The sequence below is a fragment of the Paraburkholderia phenoliruptrix genome (assembly GCF_902859825.1).
Taxonomy (GTDB): domain Bacteria; phylum Pseudomonadota; class Gammaproteobacteria; order Burkholderiales; family Burkholderiaceae; genus Paraburkholderia; species Paraburkholderia phenoliruptrix.
In genome coordinates this window covers 13,418-29,909 of record NZ_CADIKB010000044.1, presented here as the reverse complement: position 1 = coordinate 29,909, position 16,492 = coordinate 13,418, and the positions used below count along the sequence as shown (strand labels likewise).

Sequence of the window (16,492 nt, the reverse complement as noted above, 5' to 3'; positions counted from 1 at the left end):
TGAAAAGTCCCGAGCAGCAACCCAGCAGTAATGCAGAACCGGAAAAAATCCATGACTGAAACGAACAATACGCAACCCGACAACAGCTACGGCGCTTCGTCCATTCAGATCCTCGAAGGTCTGGAGGCGGTGCGCAAGCGGCCGGGGATGTACATCGGGGATACATCGGATGGCACCGGTTTGCACCACCTCGTGTTCGAAGTGCTCGACAACTCGATCGACGAAGCGCTGGCCGGCTATTGCAACGACATCCAGGTGATCATTCACGCGGACAACTCCATCTCCATTACCGACAACGGCCGCGGCGTGCCGACCGGCCTGAAGATGGACGACAAGCACGAGCCGAAGCGCAGCGCCGCCGAAATCGTGATGACCGAGCTGCATGCCGGCGGCAAGTTCGACCAGAACAGCTACAAGGTGTCGGGCGGCCTGCACGGCGTGGGCGTCTCGTGCGTGAACGCGCTTTCCGCGTGGCTGCGCCTGACCGTGCGCCGCGACGGCAAGAAGCACTTCATGGAGTTCCACCGTGGCGTGCCGCAAAACCGTGTGCTCGAAGAAATCGACGGCGTGATGACCTCGCCGATGCAGGTCGTGGGCGACACCGAAAACCGCGGCACCGAAGTGCATTTCATGGCCGACGAGACGATTTTCGGCAACGTCGAATATCACTATGACATTCTGGCCAAGCGTATTCGCGAACTGTCGTTCCTGAATAACGGCGTGCGCATTCGCCTGCTCGATCAGCGCTCGGGCAAGGAAGAAGACTTTGCGTTCGTCGGCGGCGTGAAGGGTTTTGTCGAGTACATCAACAAGACCAAGAGCGTGCTGCACCCCACGATTTTCCACATCACCGGCGAGAAAGACGGCGTGGGCGTGGAAGTGGCCATGCAGTGGAACGACAGCTACAACGAAAACGTGCTGTGCTTCACGAACAACATTCCGCAGCGCGACGGCGGTACGCACCTCACCGGTTTGCGCGCGGCCATGACGCGCGTGCTGAACAAGTACATTGCCGATCACGAAGTCGCGAAGAAGGCGAAGGTCGAGACATCGGGCGACGACATGCGCGAGGGGCTTTCGTGCGTGCTGTCGGTGAAGGTGCCGGAGCCGAAGTTCAGTTCGCAGACGAAGGACAAGCTGGTGTCGTCGGAAGTGCGCGCGCCGGTGGAAGAAGTCGTCGCCAAGGCGCTCGAAGAATTCCTGCTCGAAACGCCGAACGACGCGAAGATCATTTGCAGCAAGATCGTCGACGCGGCGCGCGCGCGCGACGCGGCCCGCAAGGCGCGTGAAATGACGCGGCGCAAGGGCGTGCTGGACGGCGTCGGTCTGCCGGGCAAGCTCGCGGATTGCCAGGAGAAGGATCCGGCGAAGTCGGAGATTTATATCGTCGAGGGCGACTCGGCAGGCGGCTCGGCGAAGCAGGGCCGCGACCGCAAGTTCCAGGCGATCTTGCCGCTGCGCGGCAAGGTGCTGAACGTGGAGAAGGCGCGCTACGACAAGCTGCTCTCGTCGGAGCAGATCGTGACGCTGATCACGGCGCTCGGCTGCGGCATCGGCAAGGAAGATTACAACCTCGAGAAGCTGCGCTATCACCGCATCATCATCATGACCGATGCTGACGTGGACGGCGCGCACATCCGCACGCTGCTTCTCACGTTCTTCTATCGTCAGATGCCGGAGATGATCGAGCGCGGCTACATCTACATCGCGCAGCCGCCGCTGTACAAGATCAAGGCGGGAAAGGACGAGCGGTATCTGAAGGACGAGACCGAGGTCAACGCGCACATTCTGAAGCTGGCGTTGCAGGGTTCGGAGTTGCTGCCATCGGAGAACAGCACGGCGATTACCGGAGACGCGCTGGGCGAATTGGCCCGCGCGTATCTGCTGGCGCAAGCGGTGGTGGACCGGTTGAGCCGGCTGTACGACGCGGGTGCGCTCGAGGCGGTGATGGATGGCGTGGCGATCGATCTGTCGAGCGAGGCGGCGGCCGAGGCATCGGCAAAGGCTTTGGAAGCGAAGCTGCGTGACGATGCCTTGAAGCCTGAAGTGACCGTGACCACGATGTATGACCCGGTTCGGGAATTGCGCTCGCTGAAGGTGGCGCGCACGCATCACGGCAATCAGAAAATCTCGGTGTTCGACGAAGAGTTTCAGCTGACCGCCGATTATCAGCAGTTGGTGAATACTGCGAATACGTTCAAGGGGTTGATCGGCGCCGGCGCGGTAATCAAGCGCGGTGAGCGCAGTATGGCCGTGAGCGACTTTAAATCGGCGATGAAGTGGTTGCTGGCCGATGCCGAGCGCAACGTTTCCAAGCAGCGGTATAAGGGTCTCGGTGAAATGAATCCCGAGCAGTTGTGGGAAACGACGATGGATCCGGCAGTGCGTCGTTTGCTGCGTGTGCAGATTGAAGATGCGATTGCGGCGGATGGGATCTTTACGACGCTGATGGGGGATGATGTGGAGCCGCGGCGGGCTTTCATCGAGTCTAATGCGTTGAGGGCGGGGAATATTGATGTTTGATTTTTGTAGTGCAGGGAAACGGAATTCATTAGACTATCGCCGAATTACTTAGACGCGAAACAACGGAAATGACTAGATTTTCGTGATGTTATTGTGGAGGAAAGAGCGCGTTGGCCCTGCACATGGATCTCATGTGCTGTTACATCAGGGGGAGTAGCAGCGCCTTCGCAATGCGAAGGTCGGGGGTTCGATCCTCCTCCTCCCACCAAGAAGATCAAAGGGTTACAGGTGATTTGCCTGTAACCCTTTTGTGTTTCTGCGGGTCGTGTAACCCCTGTGCAACCGGATTTAGGGGGTGTCAGAATTTCCGTGTTCAAGGCGGGTTGAGATTCACACGGATGGTCGAACGAATCGATCCTCATAGAGGATCGCGAACTGGTTCATGGCGGCCTTCCAGTCATGAGCGGCGCGGCCCCAATCGGCCGTGATGTTGCGCAGGGCCAGCCAGATGAGTTTCGTCGCAGCCTCATCGGTCGGGAAGTGGCCCCGGGTCTTGATGATCTTGCGCAACTGCGCGTTGATGTTCTCGATGGCAGGCCATACTCAAAGGTTCGATGTTCCTCCATCAGCGCGTCTACTGGTCCCTCATCCCCGAGCAAAGCAATGACGGTATCGAGAGCTTCTCGGGGATCGTCGTAGCCGCAACGCTCGGCAAGCCGAAGCACGAAGTCCTCCGTGCTGTAGAGCCCATGCGCATTCAATGTGGCGCGGAACACGAGAGAATCGTCCGCCGGGTTGAGGCGTTCAGGAGCGTTTCACGCGCAAAGAAGGCGCAATATCGACGGATTCATGGAAAGCTAGCATGCGAACGTTGCGGCCTGGATCCGGTAATCCACTACAAGACGGAGCTGGCGGAGGCGTGTATCGAGGTTCACCATTCTGCTACTCAAGTCGGCCGAATGGTAGAGAATCACAAAACTCGGTTAGACGATCTCCAGTGCCTCTGTGCAAACTGTCACAGATTGGTGCACAGGGCATTGCGCGACGCAATGAAGGACATTTGATACCCGAAATCCCTGTCAGATAATTTGGTTCACACATTGATTTCGCTGAAGCACCCTATCAGTTATTCCAATTGACACCTATTTTCGCAGTCGACGCTTGCGCGTTGCGGTTCGACAAATTATGTAAATGGGACCACTGATCGATTTCCCGGCGAGGCAGCTGGACTGCCATTCGGAGTTTTAAATAACGAGCGACAGACGGAACAAGGTGTGGTGCGGAATTGCAGAGAACGGCTACCGGCAGGGCAATGCGCGGCAGATCGTTTAGCTCCCGCGCCTTTGCCACCACCGCTTGTATGCGTCCTCGTTCATACCGCGCTGCGCCTTGCTCAACGTGCAGCGAGGGCCGAGGGCCGGTTGACACGAAAGAAGACATCGAGACCCGACCTCGTCCCACACCAACGTAATAGTTCGGAGGAAGTGGAAAAAGCGGGTCATATTTACGGTGACAGTACCGTGGTTCGCGACACGAATACGGAATAACTCCTCTTCACCGGTGATCTCTGGTTCGAGCAAGCGAAGTAAAAAATTCCCCGACCGCGGGTATGCGGAACTCAGACCCGCAATAACTACCGGTTTAACAATTGATTTTCCGGTTCGGATTGCAGCTTTCGTCTTATCTTTTGTATTATCGCGGACAATACTGCGGACTTAACGCGCGGCGCCACGTCATGCCATTTGCATATCCCGTTCGCGACCAATGTGGATCTGCGTTTTGGCACAGATTTGACCAGCTGCAATTGATGCATTTAACAGATTGGAATTGCATCCGGTTGCTTTTCAGAATTCCGGTTGGTCTTCAATAGACCGAACCCAATAGCCCGATTGGCCTTCCATCCACAAGAAAGCGAAAAACGAAAGGATTCGCGATGAGCACGCAAGACGGGATCAGCGCCATCACGGGCGGGTTAATTCAGCAAGACCGCCTGCTTAAACTGGACACATCGCTGGGGGCAAACGCACTGGTGCCACAGCGTGCGGTAGGCCGTTCGCGTATTGGCCGCCACTTCGAATTCACCCTCGACGTGGTATCCACATCTAGCAGCATCGAACTCAAGACCCTGATCGCACAGCCGGTCACACTGTGGATCCAGCAGGCCGACAAGTCCTATTTGCCGCATAACGGCTACGTGCACACCGCACGACGCCTCGGATCGGATAGCGGGCTCACGAGCTATCAATTGGGCTTCGCGTCGTGGATGCACTTCCTGAAGTTTCGCCGCGACCAACGCATCTGGCAAGACAAGAGCGCCGATGAAATCGTGACGGAAGTATTCAATACGCATCCCCAAGCGCAAGGAATGTTTCAGTTTGCCTTGTCGCAGCCGCTGCCGTCCCGTTCATACTGCCGTCAGGATGAAGACGACTGGAACTTCGTGCACCGCCTGCTGGAGTCAGAAGGTCTGTTTGGTCTATGGCAACAGGCGCAGGACGGCAAATCGCATACGCTGGTGATCACGGACCGGTTGGCGACCGCGAAAGCCATGTCTCCGGAAACGGTCAAGTTTTACCGGGCGGGGACCAGCAGCGAGACTGACGCGTTGACGCAGTGGTCGGGTACGCGCACGCTGCAGAGTACAACGCTCACCACGCGCACGTTCGACTACAAAAGTCCCTCCACCCAGTTCAACCCGAAAGGCACCAACGTGCCGACCATGCCCAATCAGGGCGCGCTGCCAGATCAGGCCGAAGTGTATGAATACACCGGCGCATACACCTATCCGAAACAGGATCGTGGCGACCAGCTGTCCAAATTTCGGATGGAAGAATGGGAATCGCGCGCAAAGCGCTTCCATGGCGAGGGGGGATTGCGAGGAATCGACGCTGGACTGCGCTTTACACTGAGCGGCCATCCGGATCACGATCGAGACGCGGCTGATCAGAAAGAGTTCGCCGCGATCGAGACCGCGTGGGTAATCGAAAACAACTTGCCCATCGGTGGACCCGCGGCTGGTTATCCGAACAGCCTGCAAGCGACGTTGTCTCAGGTGCGCGAAAGCCACACGGGACAAAACACATTCAAGGTGCCCCACGCAGATGGCTCTGAAGGGTTCTATCGGGTTGAGATAGAGGCTCAGCGCACGGCTGTGCCGTATCGGAGCCCCTTCGAACACCGGAAACCGCAGACGCATCTCGAATCGGCGATCGTAGTGGGTCCAAGTGGTGAAGAAGTCTACACAGACGAGCTGAACCGCATTAAGGTGCAGTTCATCTGGGACCGCCTGAACAGCGGCGACGAGCAGGCGTCATGCTGGGTGCGCGCTGCGCAAGCGGATACCGGGAGTGGCTACGGCGGCGTTCATATGCCGCGAGTCGGTGAGGAAGTACTTGTCGATCACATCGGCGGAGATTGCGACAGGCCCGTCGTCATATCGCGGCTCTATAACGGTGCTACAAAGCCTCAGTGGCATTCCAACGGTTTGCTGTCCGGCTACCGCTCGAAAGAGTACGGTGGCACAGGATACAACCAGATGGTGATGGACGACGCCACTGGTCAGAACCGCCTTCAGCTCTATAGTACTAGCGCCAATTCGCAACTACACCTTGGCTATCTCGTACAGCAGACAAATAACAACAGGGGCGCGTTTCTCGGTAGCGGCTTCGATCTGAAGTCGGATGCCTACGGTGCAATCCGCGCCGGTCAGGGTCTGTACGTATCGACCCATTCGGCCACCGTCGACCAGCCGCTTGATGTGAGTCAGGCGAACAAACAACTTGTCAGTGCGGAAAGTGTCGTGGAGATGCTCTCGGAGGCAAGCGCGGCGAATCAGGCGGAAAGCCTCGAGGACGGTCAGAACGCTCTGAAGAAGTTCACCGATGCCACCCAATACAGCACGTCAGGCAGCAGCAGTTCCGGCGGCCACACCGCTGGCGGTGGCACCGGGAACGCCAACGGTTTTTCGACGCCGATCATGCTGGTGGCGAGTCCCGCCGGCATGGCTCTGTCCACCCAGGATTCCACCCAGATCACCGCGAATCAGCATGTCAACATTGTCAGCGGCCAAAGCACACACATCGCAACCAACAAATCCTTGATTGCGAGCGTGTCGGAAAAGATCAGCCTCTTTGTGCAGAACGCCGGGATAAAGTTGTTTGCTGCCAAGGGCAAAGTCGAGGTCAAGGCACTAAGCGACGAGATGACGCTTGCCGCACTCAAGGACGTCACGATCACCAGCACCGAGGGCAAGCTCGTGCTGTCGGCCGACAAGGAAATCTGGATCGGCGCAGGTGGGTCCTACATCAAGATCACGCCCGATGGAATCGAGAACGGGACAACGGGCAAGATCCTCGAAAAATGCGCAGCCTGGGACAAGCCGGGGCCAGCATCGATGCGCATTCCTTCACCCGTAACAAGTGTTGCGAAGGGCTGCTCCTGGAAGACCGCGTCGGCATCCGCGGACAGCGCGTCCGCCGTCATACTGGATTGAGGCGGCCATGGAATCGTTGAACTATCGTAACTCGAGCGTACCTCGTGCTGAGGCTAACGCGAAGGAAACGGCGGTTGAAGTTCCCGTCCTTGACCAAACAGTTGGCGTGTTGAGGGCGTACTTCAGTCAACATCCGCAGATGCATTGTCTGGTGGTGATCGATCCGAGTCGACTTGGTTTCCCCGAGAGTCTGGAACAAAAGATCCCTGTGTCAGAGCAACCGCATGCGCTCGTAACGATTGCTCATGAGGCATTTCCTGACGAACATCGTCCCTATCTCGTCGAACTCAATCTTTCTACGCCGGATGGCGTGGAATTGTTGGTGGAAACGGTACGCCTCGCGTTCGAAGATCGGCATCCGGATTCCATAGCCCAAGGCCTTGGACAGCGCATCGGTGGCTGGCTGGCAAGCAACAGTCCGGCTGAGGTGGTCGCCGGCCACTGGTCACAACAAGTGCTGCAGGTGGACGACCGCGGGCGCCAATGCGCATTGCGTTTTTACGACTCACGCGCGCTCAGCCTGCTTTGGACAATGTTGTCACCCGGACAACGGCAGGCGCTACTGGGGCCGATAAGCGCATGGCACGCATTGGACGCTTGCGCCAAGCCCTGCATGTACACAAACACAGATACGGCGCGGGCCGACCTGACTTTAAAGGATGCCCAGTGGCGGGAAATTCGCCGTCACGGGTTGATCAATCGGGCAATTGGTCTGCATATGCAGGCCGTCGGGCGGCAACCTGACCCACAGGAGGTGGATGCCGCAGTCGCGAGCGCTGCGCGCGCGGAGCAATATGGGTTAAGCGATCGGGACGACATCGTTGCATTTATCGGTCATGCGCTGGCCTGGCATCCGCAATTCGATCGATATCCCAAAGTGACACAGGCACTGCAACAGAGGGAACCGGATGACTTTTACACAGCGGTCGTCAGTGAACTGTCTGCAGAAGAAATAAAAGAGATTCAGCGCGGTAATTGGGTTAGCGAGAAGTTGTTTTCCTCTGCCGCGAGGTAAGCGGCATCGAATCATTTGCTGGCCGTCAGAGTACGGAAAGACTGTATGGATCCGACCGAACAACAGTGCGCTAACTGCAAGAAAACCGGCCTGCCTATCTTGCCGGTGCGCTATACCGTGCTGCCTAAAACCATTGCTGCCCGGCTGCCCGGGGGCATCAGCGGCACTGGCGTCACGAATATCGAACTGCACGAGCATCATTACGGCTTGCGCACATTGCGTGAAGGTTGGTTGTACCTGTTTTACGTCAAGGGCGCGCGCGGCAGTAACTATTGGGAAGCATACAAGGTTACGGAAGATGGCCGCCTCTGGAGACAACCGTTGCCGCTCACCACGACGCCCACCACTCATCCGGCGTGCGCGCAAAAAAGCATTGCTGTGCCGATGGATCTCATCGCGATCGAGCAGCCGGAGAAGTGTACGGGCCGCGTCTATATCGCGTTTTCGCAAATCACCTGGCACAGCGATATCTTCAAACAGTACGCAGACAACGAGACATTGCGAAACAAGCGAATGCAGTGGATTGAGCCTGCGAGGTGGATCACGGGCAGTAAAGACGAAAACGGCCATGCTGTGACCGCGACGGAGGCGAGTATCGACGACGTGGTTGAGTACATGCCGGGCCTCGATCCGAAGTTGCTGGAACCGCAGCGGTTGCTCGAACCCAAAAATGCAGCGCTGAGCGACAAGAGCGGCAATTACAAAGAAGATTGGGTGAAGAAGGAAGCGACACGTTACCCTCTGCACGTCCGTCAAGCGACCCCTGCGTCGGCGAGCGGCTCGCTTGTCAAACTGATGAACAACGTCGGCGAGACGGAAGACGGCAAGCATCAGCCGCCTATGCTGCTAGCCCTGTGGGACGGTATAGGTAATGTTCACGAACTGAACGGATTCCGCAACGATCCTGCATCGTGGTTCGATCAATACGTCACCGAGCGTGCGCTGGAGGTTACGGCGATGCACAACATCGATACCGCGCACAAAGTCGTTCAGTCGCGTCAGGAGCAAACGCTCAACGACCAGGAGAACATGGCGAGGCAAGCTCATGAGCTGACCCCGCTTGGCCGACCTGGAGCGCAAGCGGCACTCGCCGCGCAACGTGCGAGTGCGCTCGCAAATGCGGACGCGACGCGGGCGACCCAGATCAACGCTTACTACGACGACATGGATTGGATGGCTGCCAACAATATTCCGGGCAGCTATCAGACTCAGTTGATCCAGATGGGGCGAATGAGCAGTGCGGGTAGTGCCAGCTTGACTGCGCCTTACACCGGAGCATATCGCGACGACATCATGAACAAGGCGCGCGCTTATGCCCAGGCGCGCCCCGGATTCCACGATCGAAATATCAAGGACAGCACGAAGCGCGCGTGGTCAGTGTACGAAGCGCGACTCAAACGGGATGACATCGAGGCTTTCCGCAAGAAATATGAAGAGTTGCAATCGACGGTTTATCAGTTGCAGGAAACGCGTAGCGACGACGTAGGGAAGTGGGTCAATGCACCGGTTCTGCTAACTGCGCTCGAAGACTGCCACCCCGGCGACACGCACGATGCGTTGCTGTTCGAAACCATCGTGTCCGATGCGGTGGTTGGTCTGGCGTCCACCCCCAAGGGTAAGACGGTAGTGGATGGCTTGCTCACGCAATGGGATCCGACACAGTCTGGCAGCCTGATCTGGCGCGTAGTAGCGATGAATCAGATGGATGCCCGCCAGGAACTTGGTCAGGCACTGAAGGCCGCACAAGCCCACAAGGCTACGCCGCTGGAAACAGGCTTCGAAACATTCGCGTCGATTGCTGCCTCTACCAAGAAACTGGTTGGCTACTATAAGAACCTGTCTCAAACAGCGCTGGAAACCGATCCCAAGAAGATCACACCGCTTGCGGGATTATTACAACGGCTGGGTGCGGATCAGTTCGGTATGAGCGTTGGCGATGCGATCTTTGCCAAGTTTAGAGTCAACCAGGTGGGTGACTTTGTCGGTGAAAAAGTTATCCAATCGATACTGTTGCAGCGCGCCGGCGTGCCCTACGACGATGCTATCGCATTGGTGCGCAAACAGGCTGAGCTCGACAAGTTGAGCCGACTCGATACCATTAAACGTTTGCTGGTGGCGCGTGCGGCTTTACGGAGCCCTGCCCCGGATGGAGCACCCCGAGCAACCAAGGAATTGTACGAAACCTGGGATAAGGTCAAGCTGACTGAAGAGGGCAGAAAGCCGCTTCTCATGGGGCGTATCGCAGTTGTCAGTGCGCTGCTCGAAACGGTGAACTTCGTGCATCTCTTAGCCGGAGCACACGACAAAGACACCACCATCAAATTGATCCAATCGGGTGCCTCGCTATGCTCGTCGCTTGTTACGATCGGCATGACACCCTACTACGCGGCGTTGAAGAACTCGGTGCGGTCTCAAACCTGGAAACTGGTGGGGGGAGGGCTTAGCAGTTTCGGCACATTTATCTCGGCATGGTTAGATTGGGAAAATGTGGATACGGCGGGTGTGAAACATCAATATGACGTCGCTGCTGTCCTGGGTGTTAAGACGCTTGCGGGCGGTCTGTCCGGCACTGCAATTCTTCTTGATGCAATCAGTACGGCGGCTCCCCTGCTGCAGAAAATCGCTAATCGTTACGGTACAGAAGCAGTGATTGCGGTGGTTGAAACGGCATCCGAACGAATTGCACTGATTGCGGGGTTGCGCGCAATTGGCATGTTGGCGGGCTGGGAGGCAACTATCGGCCTGATCCTGCTTCAGGCGCTGGCGGACTGGTTAACGCCTGACGCGCTGGAGGCTTGGTGTTCGCGGTGCGCCTTTGGGACCGGACAGGAAACCATTTATCGCGTCACCGATCACAGCGTTCCGGCCTATACAAAGAACTCGGAGCAGGACAAAGATTTTACTGACGCCATGGCGAAGGTCTCATGAAAAACACGGAACAGCAGATTTCCACGGTCCTGCTACGCGGCACCATTTCCAAACTCGAGCGATCGCGACGCAGTCACGACTTCGTGTTATCGCAGGTACAACAACGACAGGTCGGCGCTACTGCCATAGGTGCTGCTGCGATGGGCATGGGTGCGGCAGGCATCGGACTTGTCAGTATGGCGACCAACTCGGACGAAGAAGCCGAATGGGTCGAGTTCGAACTCGACGGCAAGAAAATGCAGGGTTGGCTATGGCTCCTGCCGATGCGTAACGGCGATGAAGTAGAAGTCGTCGCGGAGAAAGTGGCAGACGATCGCTACATCGTCTATTCGGTCAAGCGCGACGGTGACGATCTCGTGGCCATCTATCCGCACGCAACCGCGGGCAGGAAAGCGCACTACCGGAACATGACAAAAATCATGCTGTGGACTTTTTTTGTCATTTACGCAATTTTCGCTTTCGGGTCTTACTTTAAGGGAGGTCTTGCAGACGACCTGCATGCCTATTCAATCGTCGTCGCCTCGACTGGTGTGGGCGGACTTCTCGTATTCGGCATCATCTTCTATCGGGTGTCGCTGAAGTTGATGGGCTTCGTTCGCCTCGCTGAAGCAGTTTTTAGAACTTATGGCTGGCCAGATGTTGAAAACATCGACCTGCGAAAGACCTCACGTGAACACCGGGGCACCAATACGCTATCGAACTATGGCCGTCACTACTTCCGATACAAACTCAGTGTGGGATGACCAGGTAAGCCAGATCACGAAGAAAAGCGAATCGACTTTGCAGACGGTCTTATTACGCGGGACGATTGCCAACTTGCATCGCTCCCGGCGTACTCATGATTTCGTGCTTACTCAATTGCAGCAAAGAGTAGTCGGTGCAACTGCCGTCGGCGCGGGCGCTGTGGGCTTGGGCGCAACGGGCGTTGGACTTGTGAATTTGGCCTCCAATGCCGACGAAGAGGCCGACTGGGTCGAGTTCGAACTGGACGGAATGCAGGTGCAAGGCTGGCTCTGGCTCATACCGATGCGCAACGGCGACACCGTAGAGGTCGTGGCGGAGAAAATCGGCGAAAACGGATATGTCGTTTATTCGGTCAAGCGAGACGGTGACGATATTGTTTCCGTCTACCCTCATGCTACTGCGGGTCGCAAGCAGCACTATCGCAGCATGGCAAAATCATGATTTGGGCTTTCGTGCTCATCAATGCAATCGGCGTGCTTGCGATGTACAGACCCGGAGATTTTGGGGAAAATTTTCTTTCGTTTGCTGCGTTCATGGGGGGCGCAATGTCGGCAACTCTTGTCGTATTTGCCATTATTTTTTACCGTGTCACACGAAAGATGATGGGCTTTGTTCGGCTTGCCGAAGCGATCTTTTCAACCTATGGCTGGTCGGACGTGGAAAACATCAACCTTCGCAAGACGTCACGTGAGCACCGCGGCTCCAACATGCTCTCGAACTATGGGCGTTACTACTTCCGCTACAGGTAAGCCGCTCGTCGGAAGCGATAAATTTCAAACAGATTGCACGATCTTTTGCTGCACAGAGGTGACAACTTTATGATGAATCTCATTCGCCTCGACGACGATACCGATCATGGCGGCAAGGTGATCACCGCCTCGCAGACCATGTCTTTCGATGGCCGCTTTGTCGCTCGCAAGGGCGACGAAGTCTCCTGTCCCAAGCACCAGGATGTGAAACCCAATGTAATCGTTGAGGGAGATGAGTCGGTGACGGACAACGGCGTGCCGATTGCGCGACATGGTCACCAGGCAACGTGCGGATGCAAGTTGATCTCAAGCCTGGTGTGAATGCGGTCAGCCTTTGATCTCGAGAACACAGCGTAACCATTGATTAGCGACGGCGTGGAAGTCCCTGACTATTGCGTCCAATACTCGAACACGAAAATTCACCATGGCAACGACCGAACAAAAATGCGCAAACTGCGAGAAAACAGGTTTGCCGATTCTTCCTGTACGGTACACGGTGCTGCCGCAGACTGTGGGTGCAAAGCTGCCGGCCGGCATTAGCGGTAAAGGCGTAACCGATGTCTCTCTGACCGCGCATCACTACGGCCTGCGCACATTGCGCGAAGGCTGGCTTTACCTCTTCTATACGAAGGGAGCACGGGGCAGCAATTACTGGGAAGCCTACACGGTAACCGAGGATGGGCGCCTGTGGAAGCAGCCCCTGCCACTTGCGACTGCCCCGGCGATTCACCCTGCCTGTGCTCAGAAGAGCATTGCCGTGCCGATGGACATTATCGCGATTGAACGCCCTGAAAAGTGTGCCGACGTCTATATCGCCTTCTCCGAGTATCCGTGGCACAAAGACATCTTCAAAATGTATGCGAGCGACGCGGCACTTCGCGCGCAGCGCATGCAACGGATAGAACCGGCGAAATGGATCGCAGGCGCAAAAGATGAACACGCGGCGGTCGCGACCCAGCAGAGCATCGATGCTGTCGTCGAGTACATGCCGGGCTTTGATCCCAAGTTGCTGCAATTGCCCAAACAAAAAGTCAGCAATCCAAACGGGAGTGTAAATGCGGCCGTGTTGAAACACGAAGCGACGCGCTATCCATTGCACATACGCCAGGCGACGCCGGCTTCGGCGAGCGCGGCGCTTGTGAAGCTGATGAATGGCGTTGGTGAAACCAAAACGGGCAAGCATCATCCGCCGATGCTGTTGGCCCTTTGGGACGGCATCGGCAACGTGCACGAACTGAACGGCTATCGCAATGACGCGGCCGTCATGATGACACGTTACGTACAGGAATTGCCCAAAGAGATTGACGCGTTGCAGTCAATCGAAGCGGCGGAGGTCGCGGTAAAAAATGGCGCAGTTGCTTCCAAAAGCCGCTGGCGTTCGGCTCGCCAAGCAGGCTGGGAGGCGATGATCAATTCGCCTGGCGCGATGGACGGCATACCGTCGATGCCGTCTCCCGAGCAGGAAGCAGCGTCGCAGAAAAACATTGAGGATGCCGGAAAAATCAGCCCGGCGGAAGCGAAAGAAATCGGCGAGGCGGAGTGGCCTAAATATCTGGATAAGCTCAACAAATTCAGGTTCCAGCAGTTTCGCGGTGCATTTCAGGCTATGCAAGCTACAGTGAACCAGATTCAGGCTGACCGTACAGCGGACGTTGCCGCGTGGCTGAAAGCGCCGGTGCTCCTTGCTACTCTTCACGATTACCACGAGAACGACATTCCGAATGGCACTGCGTTCGAGGGCGTGGTGAACGAGGCGATCACTGGACTGCCGTCCGAAGAGAAGGGCGCCCAGGTCGTGGTTGATCTGGTGAACAACATGGATCCCACCCAGCCGACGAGTCTGGTTTGGCGAGCATTCGCGTTCAACCAGAAACAGCCCAAAGTGGAAATCAAAGAATTGCTCGCAAAGGCGACAGCGTACAAGGCAACGCGGGCGGAGGAGATTGCCGAGATCCTTGAAAAGGTTGCCAAGCCGTTGGAGAAGTTGAAAACGTTTGTCGAGTTTCGCGAAAAAATGGGCGAAGTCAAGGAGCACGAGTACGCGGTCTCGGCTACCGAGCGCGCGATTAAAAAAATTAAAGTCGACCGGCTTAGCGTTACGATCGCCAATGCACTTTTCAAGTGGACCGGGATGGGCAAAGTAAGTGACTGCGCGGGAGCATTCCTGATACGTGGCGCGCTTATGATGCGGGTTGGCATTAGCCAGACTGACACCCTTGGCTTGATCAAGGAATCGGCGAATGTCGAGCCGAAGTTGCGCGCCAAGCTCGAAACTGGCTACCGCGCGTTGCGCGCAAGGGGCGTGAAAGCCGCTGAGGCATATGCGCAAACGCTTGAGACTCTGGCATCGGATGAAAGGGGGCTCGTGCTCCGGGCGAAGTGGAACGCCGTCAAGCTGACCAGCGAGGGCGCCGAGGCAGCTGCGGGGATTCGAATCGGCGGAACGTTGGCAATCATTGAGCTGTTTGGCTTTGGTGCGAGTCTCGCGAAAGTAGATAAGAGCGGTGAAGACTATGCGATGCTGGTAGCGAGCGGATTTTCAGCTTCATCTGCCTGCCTGCAAGCGTCGAGCAAAGCAATGGCCGCGATGGCGAAGGATGCTGCCCAGACAGCGGCTAATTTGAAGGCCATCACAGGCTATTTTGGTGGTGCATCGGCCGCGATTGGCGCGTTTTTCGACGCGAAAAAAGGTGTGGATCAAACAAAGGACAGTAAGATCTGTCTTGCTTCACTTTATTTCATTAAGAGCGGTCTAGGGTTTGCCGCCACCGCTGCTAATCTCTTGACGGCTCTAACATCAAGCGCACCCATGATCGCGAGAATCACTGGTGGGCGCGGGGTCGTTTGGCTAGGCAAGGCGAGTGCTGGCATTGCAGGGGCGACGGCAAGAACGGCCACCCTGGCAACAGCCACCGAAGGAGGCACGACAGCGGCGGCACGGGCGGCTGCTGCAAATGCGGCGGGCAGGGAGGCAGTCGGTGTGGCAGCTGGAGAAGTTGTTGTTTCAGTCGGCGAGCGCGGTGCGTTGCTCATGATAGGACGGGTGGCACTCTTTATGGCAGGTTGGGAGGTCGCCGTTGTAATCACAGTGATTCAGGTCTTGATCTGGTATTTCTCGGATAACGATTTGCAAAGCTGGTTTGAAAAATGTACGTTTGGCAAGTCGCCGAATAGTCCGCCATGGGAAGCGGGCAAGCAGCATGAGGAATTCGAAAAGGCACTCAAGAGCGTTGGGTTGACGGCAAGTGAGGGTTCGGAATGACTATTGAGGCAAGATCGCCGGCGACCGCGAAGTTGCTGCGCGGCCGCATCGCCAATTTGCGTAAGACACGTCGCAGTCAGGACTTTTTCTTTACAGACTCCGACCGAAAAAAAATGGGCGCAACGGCAATCGCGGCCGGGCTTGCGGGGTTGGGCGGCATCGCAGTTGGCCTAAGCGGTATGGCAATGGATACGACCGAGGAGGCGGATCTTCTGGAATTCGATCTCGATGGAAAACCCATCAAGGCGTGGGTGTGGCAGTCGGTCTTCGACGAGGGTGACGAAGTCGAAGTAGTCGCCGAGCAATGGGGCGACACTTGGCAGGGGTACGGCATAAGACGTATCAGCGACAAGATCGTGGCGCTGCACCCGCATTGCAGTAGGGGCAGATACGCTCACTACAGGGCTTCTCTCCGGCTGTGGCTGAAAGTCTGCCTACCATTGCTCCTGTTCATGTACGTTTTGACCGGCGCAATAGCTTTCTTCGATTCTGTGCAAAATTGGACAGGGATCGTGCAAATGTGGGCCTTGGGCGGGCTCGGTATCTTGGCCATACTTGGGGTGATTGCCTATCGAATGTCGCGCAAGTTTATGGGATTTGTTAGTCTTGCCGAAGGCATTTTCGAAGGGTTTGGGTGGAAGGACGTCAAGGAAATTGATCTACCGGCGATCACCAAGAAGAGCAAAACCTCGAGTGAACCGGGTGCGCTCGGGGTTCTCTATTTTAGATACTGATGGTACGCGACATCGCCGCTGGGTCAAACACGGCGGTTTTGATAAATGAATGCGCAACGAAGTTCGGTGGTAGGAAGATATAGGAACTCCGCTCCTCGCTGGAGA

Annotated in this window: 10 protein-coding genes and 1 pseudogene; 10 read left to right on the top strand and 1 reads right to left on the bottom strand. The window is 56.6% G+C overall.

Annotated features, from left to right (window positions below; all coding sequences use genetic code 11):
• Positions 1-51 precede the first annotated feature (51 nt).
• Entirely contained in the window at positions 52-2,523 is a 2,472-nt protein-coding gene (gene gyrB / locus HV711_RS28285) for a DNA topoisomerase (ATP-hydrolyzing) subunit B (RefSeq protein ID WP_013586765.1), read from the top strand.
• Positions 2,524-2,853: 330 nt separating this feature from the next.
• Here the strand turns inward: gyrB and HV711_RS28280 are convergent.
• Positions 2,854-3,057 (bottom strand): annotated as a pseudogene (locus HV711_RS28280) (transposase); the annotation flags it as partial.
• Positions 3,058-4,396: 1,339 nt separating this feature from the next.
• On the opposite strand from HV711_RS28280, the gene HV711_RS28275 reads away from it, so the two are divergent.
• The 9 genes from HV711_RS28275 (at position 4,397) to HV711_RS28240 (ending at position 16,387) form a co-directional block, all read left to right on the top strand.
• Entirely contained in the window at positions 4,397-6,955 is a 2,559-nt protein-coding gene (locus tag HV711_RS28275) for a type VI secretion system Vgr family protein (RefSeq protein WP_035484914.1), read from the top strand.
• 7 nt (positions 6,956-6,962) lie between these two features.
• Positions 6,963-7,970 (top strand): DUF4123 domain-containing protein, encoded by a 1,008-nt coding sequence (locus tag HV711_RS28270; RefSeq protein WP_035484910.1) that lies wholly within the window; start codon positions 6,963-6,965, stop codon positions 7,968-7,970.
• A 45-nt stretch (positions 7,971-8,015) separates the two neighbouring features.
• Complete coding sequence (locus HV711_RS28265; protein ID WP_035484907.1) at positions 8,016-10,898, top strand: T6SS effector BTH_I2691 family protein; 2,883 nt, start codon at positions 8,016-8,018, stop codon at positions 10,896-10,898.
• A complete protein-coding gene (locus tag HV711_RS28260; RefSeq protein ID WP_035484904.1) occupies positions 10,895-11,641 on the top strand; it encodes a putative type VI secretion system effector in 747 nt (248 codons plus the stop codon). The genes HV711_RS28265 and HV711_RS28260 overlap by 4 nt, the downstream gene beginning before the upstream one ends.
• A complete protein-coding gene (locus tag HV711_RS33635; RefSeq protein WP_051224733.1) occupies positions 11,631-12,083 on the top strand; it encodes a putative type VI secretion system effector in 453 nt (150 codons plus the stop codon). The genes HV711_RS28260 and HV711_RS33635 overlap by 11 nt, the downstream gene beginning before the upstream one ends.
• Complete coding sequence (locus HV711_RS33630; RefSeq protein WP_035484901.1) at positions 12,080-12,391, top strand: hypothetical protein; 312 nt, start codon at positions 12,080-12,082, stop codon at positions 12,389-12,391. Before HV711_RS33635 ends, HV711_RS33630 begins: the two co-directional genes overlap by 4 nt.
• A 69-nt stretch (positions 12,392-12,460) precedes the next feature.
• Positions 12,461-12,712: a PAAR domain-containing protein gene (locus HV711_RS28250; protein WP_035484898.1), complete on the top strand. Its 252-nt coding sequence runs from the start codon at positions 12,461-12,463 to the stop codon at positions 12,710-12,712.
• 103 nt (positions 12,713-12,815) lie between these two features.
• Positions 12,816-15,653, top strand: coding sequence for a T6SS effector BTH_I2691 family protein (locus HV711_RS28245; RefSeq protein ID WP_035484895.1), 2,838 nt, complete (start codon positions 12,816-12,818; stop codon positions 15,651-15,653).
• On the top strand, positions 15,650-16,387 hold the full coding sequence (locus HV711_RS28240; protein ID WP_035484893.1) for a putative type VI secretion system effector: 738 nt from the start codon (positions 15,650-15,652) through the stop codon (positions 16,385-16,387). Before HV711_RS28245 ends, HV711_RS28240 begins: the two co-directional genes overlap by 4 nt.
• Positions 16,388-16,492: the final 105 nt, after the last annotated feature.

Bases quoted from the DNA above. Each gene is read 5' to 3' on its own strand.
- gyrB (WP_013586765.1), top strand. From the start codon at position 52: ATGACTGAAACGAACAATACGCAACCCGACAACAGCTACGGCGCTTCG.
- HV711_RS28275 (WP_035484914.1), top strand. From the start codon at position 4,397: ATGAGCACGCAAGACGGGATCAGCGCCATCACGGGCGGGTTAATTCAG.
- HV711_RS28270 (WP_035484910.1), top strand. From the start codon at position 6,963: ATGGAATCGTTGAACTATCGTAACTCGAGCGTACCTCGTGCTGAGGCT.
- HV711_RS28265 (WP_035484907.1), top strand. From the start codon at position 8,016: ATGGATCCGACCGAACAACAGTGCGCTAACTGCAAGAAAACCGGCCTG.
- HV711_RS28260 (WP_035484904.1), top strand. From the start codon at position 10,895: ATGAAAAACACGGAACAGCAGATTTCCACGGTCCTGCTACGCGGCACC.
- HV711_RS33630 (WP_035484901.1), top strand. From the start codon at position 12,080: ATGATTTGGGCTTTCGTGCTCATCAATGCAATCGGCGTGCTTGCGATG.
- HV711_RS28250 (WP_035484898.1), top strand. From the start codon at position 12,461: ATGATGAATCTCATTCGCCTCGACGACGATACCGATCATGGCGGCAAG.
- HV711_RS28245 (WP_035484895.1), top strand. From the start codon at position 12,816: ATGGCAACGACCGAACAAAAATGCGCAAACTGCGAGAAAACAGGTTTG.
- HV711_RS28240 (WP_035484893.1), top strand. From the start codon at position 15,650: ATGACTATTGAGGCAAGATCGCCGGCGACCGCGAAGTTGCTGCGCGGC.